Origin of the sequence: Pseudomonas citrullilanati (genome assembly GCF_030580855.1) — a bacterium.
Taxonomy (GTDB): domain Bacteria; phylum Pseudomonadota; class Gammaproteobacteria; order Pseudomonadales; family Pseudomonadaceae; genus Aquipseudomonas; species Aquipseudomonas citrulli.
On record NZ_JAUQOP010000078.1, the window covers coordinates 1 to 6856 of the forward strand.

Consider the following 6856-nt stretch of genomic DNA (forward strand, 5'->3'; position numbering starts at 1 on the left):
CGGAGTCCACGGTATTGATCGGATTGAAGGTCAGGTTCAAAGGGAACGCCGGGCCGCACAGCCAGTTGCTCTGCACCTCGGGCAAATCGATGGACACGGTGTATTGGCCGGTGCGGGGGTCGACGCCACTTTGTACGAAGCTCATGAAACCGAACGCTTGGGAATGCACGGCACTGGAAGTGGTCATGGTTCGTTCCTCATGAATTAAGAATCAAGGGGTGGTCGCTGAGGGGGCGGGAGGCTGGGCGGATGTGGTGACTTTGATGCAGGATATTTTGTCCCTGAAATTAGCCGCTTTCAGTCGGGAATCAATCATTTGTAATCCTGGTTCAATGATCTGCTTTTTTTGGTAAGCCATAAGGTATTCGGTTTCTATAATGGTTGAGTTGGTTTGCTTCTTCGTTGTTCTCATTAATACCCAGGAATTATCAAAGTTGGACTGATCACAGTTGTTCTGGTCGCTCAATAGAATGGTGGTGGCTGAAGGTACTTCGGCCAATTGGATTGAGCGAGTTCTGTCATTCCAGCTCTGACACGGTGGGGCAGATGTGTTGAAGTTGTAGATGTAGTCCGTCGTCCCCGGCCCTGGCAAAAACAGTCTGCAAATTCCATTTTCATGATCCCTGAGAATCAAGGTGCCGGTTGTCTTGCTTTGTTCAGGTTGGGCGGCGGCGAGGGTCCTGTCTTGCGGCAGGTTAGCCGTTTCGGTCACGTTACTTTCGTCGTTGGTTATAACGGTACTGCTCTGCGAAAAGGCATTAATTGAATATATAAGGTTGCCGGTCAACAATAAGCTAAAAAAGATCGCCTTGATGGGGTTCATGATTACTGTCCCATATGGTGGGGTGGCTGATGTGGGGAAACTAGCCACAACGCTATCACCGAAACGATCCGTTGAAACCTAACAGTTCTGTTAGTAGACAGCGTTCTCTCACGAAACCTACAGTGTCATCGTTGATGTTCTCTTGAATTTGCGTAATCAAGGAATAACCCGATGGTGGACTTGAATCCTCATCCCGAGACCCCGGCCCGGCAACCGGTTGATTCGGATGATAAAGTGCCGCAGGCGCCTGGCGCGTTCCGCGAGGTCGTCGGCAAGCTGCCCGTCCCGCACATAAAGGAATCTCACGAGCGGTCGGTAAAAATCTCCGATGTCACGGCGGCGGGCGCCAGCGCTGTGGTGCCGCCCTACCAGGCCATGCGTGTCGGGGATGAGGTCATCTTCAGTTGGCAAGGCTACTTTCAGGGCGTGCCAGAACCTGTGTACCAGGAATCCAAGCAAATCAGGGCTGAACACTTGCAACAGCCCTTGACGTTCACCGTCCCCTATATCGAGATTCGAAGTATCGAGGGTGAGCATGCCGATATCAGCTATCGGGTTGAGTATGCGGAACAGCCCTCACAGCCCAGCGAATCCGAGCAGCAGCGGATAGACATCGTCGACCCCGGCTCCGCTTTGTTGCCCTCTCTCTCGGTCAAGGGCCATACCGCGGGCCCGATCAATCCAGGTCACTACCCGGATGGCCTGACCTTGCAGGTCAAACCGCTTTACCTGGATATCCAGGAAAACGATTGGGTGCTGTTGTATTGGACCGGTAGCGAGAAGGCCAAGAGTGTCACCAAGGCGCTGCGGGTCGACCGTTCGACAGTGGACAGCGGTCTCTTCGAGTTTTACATCGAGCCGCACTGGCTGACAGTCAACAGCAACGCCCAGGTAAAAGTGCTTTATCAATATGCCCGAGCCGGTGTTGCCCGGTCGGCAGAACCGTTGCTGCTGGAGATCAGCAAACCGCTGCATCTGCCGCCGCCGATTATCGAAGACGTTACCCCGGGTGCGGATAACCATGGCACCTGGGCGGCGACGACCAATGGGGCCTACGTCAATGTGCCCGATACGGCGGAAATCGGAACGGGCAACGTGGAAGTGCATTGGCAAGGACATCCAAACGGTGGGCGCCACATCGCAACGGTTCCCGTTTCGGGCAGGCGTTTCCACATTCCTGCGACCGCCATCGCCGCCAACATGTCGACGCTCGCTCAGGGGCGCTATTTTCCCGTGTTCTACAGTGTGGAGGGTGAGCCCTCGGTCCACTTCAACCTGCTTGTCACGCCGTTGCCCGCGACACGCTACCCCGCTACAACCTCTGAACACATCACGGGCGGTCGGATGCATCTGTCCGAGGTGCCGTTTAGTGGCGCGGATCTGGTTATCGAATCCCCGGGTTTCGATGCCTGGCCGTTCATGGCGCAAGGGCAACTGCTCACGATGGAAGCCACCGCGGCCCATCTTTCGTATCCGGTTCGTAATGCCCGGCCAGTGACAGAAGCCGAATTCAGAAACAAAAAGATTACGGCGAAACTGCCCAAAAGAGAGTTTTTGGAAAGTCTCCAGAACGGTGAAGAGTTTTCACTGACGGCACGCGTCAGTTTTGATGGCGGTGAAACGTTTACACCTTTTAGGGACGTCATGGTGACGCTGGTCAGATAAAGCGGGTTCAACAGCGTTGGGCCACTTCTCAGTCGAGGGACTTCTAGCATGGAAACCAATTCTGTAGATGCGCTGTTGGACTGGCTCGAAGCGGAACCCCGGACGTTGCGCTGGGGGGCGATCCTGGCCTATGGGCGCAGTGAGACCAATAAGGTGCTGGCGCAAGAGTACATTACCCGGTTCGCCACCAGCGATTATATGCAACCCATTACCGAAGAGATTCGCGACAATACCACGCCCACGCAAAAGGATTATCTGCATAACTATCAAATGGACGCGCCGCGACTTTCTTTCAAAGGGTCTAACTTGCAGACCTCTGCGGCGAAATTAACGATGAAGGAAGTGGGTGGTACCCACTTGTCTTTCACCAAGCAAGTCGGCGCCCAGCAATGGTCGCTGACCCGGATTGCCGAGAAGAACGTGCTGGATGGCCCGGGATTGACGTTTGATATCAATCTTATAGCAAGTGAAGGCTCGGTCACCTCGGCGGGGCGGGTGGAGCTGGACATTTCCGAGGGACGCAATTATCGGTTGATTGATATGCCGTCTGATCACTTGCAAAGGGTGGCGGGAGAGCGTTTTCAAACACGCTTCAGGGGGTTGCCGCAAGCGCAAAGAACGTTCGTGTTGAACGAGTTGAGCTTCCAACCGGATCAGTTTTTGAAACCTGCGAAGTTTGTAATTCGTACCCACAATAAGCAGGGAGCCGGTGCCCGGCTGATGGCCAATGAAGACGAGGGCGAGGGCGCGGTATTGGTGTTTGTCGCCATGGAGGGCGCGAACAATGGAATTCCTCCTACCGATAATGCTGACCTGAAGTATCTATTGCCAGATGGCTATTCGGCTACAGTGTTGTTGTCCAATGATATGTTGGTAAGAAATATATTTGCGGAAGGAATTAGACGAACAAATAATTTGGATGAGGAGTTTCGAGCGGTATTTGAGGTTGTCGGTGGTTTTACTGAGATGACCGGTTATGGAGGAAGATTTGCCGGAATCAGTGCCCTTTATGCAGACCCTGCTAATGAGGGAGATAACCATTTTGCTGTTACCTCAAGATCGCTGAATGCCAATTTTCATGAACCTGAGGGTTCGGGAGATGTGGCGACCTTTCGCGTTCGACGTTTATCACGCGGAGTGGTTCTGGAATGGAATTCGCAGAGAATGCAATTTTGTGATGTTCGGTATAAAAAGAGCGAATTTGCCATAGTGCGTTACTTGGGCTCTGAATGGGAGTGCGTGTGGAGATTTCAATTCAGGTCTGACCCCGCTTCTGGGACGATTGTGTTCGAACTCATCGAGCAACCGGGGCAGATCAAGGTTACGGGCAGCATAGGAACCTTCCAGGACCAACCGCGAGTGGTGCAAGTCTTTCCACAAGTAAAAGCAAAGTTGGAAGAGAAGTTGGTGAGCCTGCTCAGTTCAGGCGTTCAATATTTTCTCACCCCTGCGCCGGAAATTAACGTTTTTACCCTTAACAGTCTATTGTTCCGCGGCAGGGACTCAGTAAGGTTCGACAGTGTTTATTTTCCAGGTGACCTGGCAGCATTTGGCCACGTCGGCCCAACACTCACCGCCTTCACCATCACTGATCTGGAACCGATCATCCCCCATACCCTTCCATGGCAGTTCCAAACCGAACCGCGCCGCAATGACCTGACCTGGTCGGTGCGCAATATCCTCGGCGAAACCGTGCCCAAGGGAAGTATCACGGCCACGGGTCTCTACACCCCACCCACCGCCGCCGAGATGCCACGCAGTTCCATCCGAGTGGTGGTCACCGCCACCGACGGCACCCACACCAGCTCGGCGCTGGTCGGCATCACGAGCCGGAGCCTGGCGATCAACCCGCTGATCATGATTGCCACGGCCGGCGATTCCCTGGCCCATGACGTGTCGGCCGGCGCCGTAGACGGCGGGGCGTTGACCTGGTCTATCCAGGACCCTGGCTCAGGCGCTGTGGTGAGGCCGAACCCAGCCGACGGCAAGGACCACAGTTATGTGCCGGGGCCACCGATCGCCAAGTCACCGCCCACCGTCGATACGATCGTGGTGACCAACCCCCGGACCGGGTTGAGCGAGACAACGAGCGCGCTGGTGCTGCATCGAGCGCCAGTGATAGAGGTGGCGATCAACGAAACGGCCAACTTGCCGGAGAACCAGCTCCAGTTGTCGATCATGGCGGAGGACGGCCCGATCAACCCGGGTGATTGGAACGAGCAATGGCAGGTATTGCTGGGCGGCGGCTCGGCGCAGATCGATGCCGTCAGCGGTTTGCTGACGTTGAACCCTGCCGGGCCGGACAAGTTTCTGGTCATCACGGTCCTGGCGCCTCCCGCAAGGCCGGGAGGGGCGTCGGAAGACGGTTATATCGTCTTGCCGTTGCCCTTGTTCAACATGCCCGAAACGATCCGGATGTTCCGTGCCGATGGCCAATAAGTGCTTGCCCCCTAAACCGTGAGAATCAGGATTCAAAAGGTGAGTCCATTCTCAACCAAAGGATTGCTGTCATGGAAACCAATTCTGTAGATACGCTGTTGGACTGGCTCGAAGCGGAACCCCGGACGTTGCGCTGGGGGGCGATCCTGGCCTATGGGCGCAGTGAGACCAATAAGGTGCTGGCGCAAGAGTACATTACCCGGTTCGCCACCAGCGATTATATGCAACCCATTACCGAAGAAATTCGCGACAATACCACGCCCACGCAAAAGGATTATCTGCATAACTATCAAATGGACGCGCCGCGACTTTCTTTCAAAGGGTCTAACTTGCAGACCTCTGCGGCGAAATTAACGATGAAGGAAGTGGGTGGTACCCACCTGTCTTTCACCAAGCAAGTCGGCGCCCAGCAATGGTCGCTGACCCGGATTGCCGAGAAGAACGTGCTGGATGGTCCGGGATTGACGTTTGATATCAATCTTATAGCAAGTGAAGGCTCGGTCACCTCGGCGGGGCGGGTGGAGCTGGACATTTCCGAGGGACGAAATTATCGGTTGATTGATATGCCGTCTGATCACTTGCAAAGGGTGGCGGGAGAGCGTTTTCAAACACGCTTCAGGGGGTTGCCGCAAGCGCAGAGAACGTTCGTGCTGAATGAGTTGGGTTTCAAGCCGAATCAGTTTTTGAAACCTTCGAAATTCATTATTCGCACTCACAACAAACAGGGCGCCGGTGCCCGGTTGATGGCCAATGAAGACGAGGGCGAGGGCGCAGTATTGGTGTTTGTCGCCATGGAGGGCGCGAACAATGGAATTCCCCCTACCGATAATGATGACCTGAAGTATCTATTGCCAGATGGCTATTCGGCTACGGTGTTGCTTGCGCACAGTATTATCAAAGATGAAATTATGGTTAATGGGTTCAGAGCAATGAACCAATTGCCGGTTGAGTTTGAGTACAGTGAAATAGTGCAAAATGATGTTTTTTACGGAATTCGTGGGATGAAAGGAGGTTTGAAGGAGTGGTGGGGACGGGTAAGTACTCCGTTGTTCGATATCGTAGTTGCAGATTTTGAACTGAAATTTTATGAGCTGCTAGGCGATACGATACCGTCATACTTCTCATTCGTGCTGCCCGGCTATGAGCTATCTGGATCAAAATTTACATATTGTGGTCTGGCTGTAGCGGGTATGCAACAGCAAGAGTCGGTTATTCTTGAAACGTATCGAGGCACGAAGGTTAATATCCCAGGCTCTGCTACTTTCATTTATAAGGCCAATCTGAATTTTGAACTCGTGATTATTGAAAACGGAAATTTGGTTCTTAATGCACAGCCACGGACGGCGGAAAATTTTAGCGTGATACTTTCGGATAGTCTGGCCGCTTTAAGAGCCGAAGAGGACTATGAGTTGCTGGTGGAGGCTTACAAAGATAAGTTTTCCTTGGTCGTTGAAAGTGCCTTCAGTCGATTCATTAATCAATTTCCGGTGATCAATCTATTCACTCTTAATAGCCTATTGTTTCGCGGTGGACAGGCGATAAATCTCGAAAGTGTTCATACACCTAGGGACTGGGCCTTGTTCGGCCACGTCGGCCCAACACATACCGCCTTCACCATCACTGATCTGGAACCGATCATCCCCCATACCCTTCCATGGCAGTTCCAAACCGAGCCGCGCCGCAATGACCTGACCTGGTCGGTGCGCAATATCCTCGGCGAAACCGTGCCCAAGGGAAGTATCACGGCTACGGGTCTCTATACCCCACCCACCGCCGCCGAGATGCCACGCAGTTCGATCCGGGTGGTGGTCACCGCCACCGACGGCACCCACACCAGCTCGGCGCTGGTCGGCATCACGAGCCGGAGCCTGGCGATCAACCCGCTGATCATGATTGCCACGGCCGGCGATTCCCTGGCCCATGACGTGT

At 53.9% G+C, this 6856-nt stretch carries 4 protein-coding genes and 1 pseudogene; 3 read left to right on the plus strand and 2 right to left on the minus strand.

Annotation, left to right across the window (positions count from 1 at the left end):
• Both Q6A48_RS25640 and Q6A48_RS25645 read right to left on the minus strand, forming a co-directional pair.
• Window positions 1–187, minus strand: a 187-nt coding sequence (locus tag Q6A48_RS25640; RefSeq protein ID WP_304557267.1) for a hypothetical protein, incomplete at its 3' end; no start/stop codon positions are given.
• Window positions 188–211: 24 nt separating this feature from the next.
• The gene (locus tag Q6A48_RS25645) at window positions 212–823 is read right to left on the minus strand and encodes a hypothetical protein (RefSeq protein WP_304557269.1); all 612 of its coding nucleotides are present in this window, start codon (window positions 821–823) and stop codon (window positions 212–214) included.
• A gap of 171 nt (window positions 824–994) precedes the next feature.
• Here Q6A48_RS25645 and Q6A48_RS25650 point away from each other — a divergent pair, with 171 nt between their 5' ends.
• The 3 genes and pseudogenes from Q6A48_RS25650 to Q6A48_RS25660 all read left to right on the plus strand — a co-directional run.
• Window positions 995–2488, plus strand: a complete 1494-nt coding sequence (locus Q6A48_RS25650) for a hypothetical protein (RefSeq protein WP_304557271.1) — start codon at window positions 995–997, stop codon at window positions 2486–2488.
• Window positions 2489–2536: 48 nt separating this feature from the next.
• Complete coding sequence (locus Q6A48_RS25655) at window positions 2537–4927, plus strand: hypothetical protein (RefSeq protein ID WP_304557273.1); 2391 nt, start codon at window positions 2537–2539, stop codon at window positions 4925–4927.
• 71 nt (window positions 4928–4998) lie between these two features.
• Window positions 4999–6856: pseudogene (locus Q6A48_RS25660) on the plus strand (hypothetical protein); the annotation flags it as partial.

Coding starts and splice junctions, on each gene's coding strand:
- Q6A48_RS25645 (WP_304557269.1), bottom strand. CDS start 823: ATGAACCCCATCAAGGCGATCTTTTTTAGCTTATTGTTGACCGGCAAC.
- Q6A48_RS25650 (WP_304557271.1), top strand. CDS start 995: ATGGTGGACTTGAATCCTCATCCCGAGACCCCGGCCCGGCAACCGGTT.
- Q6A48_RS25655 (WP_304557273.1), top strand. CDS start 2,537: ATGGAAACCAATTCTGTAGATGCGCTGTTGGACTGGCTCGAAGCGGAA.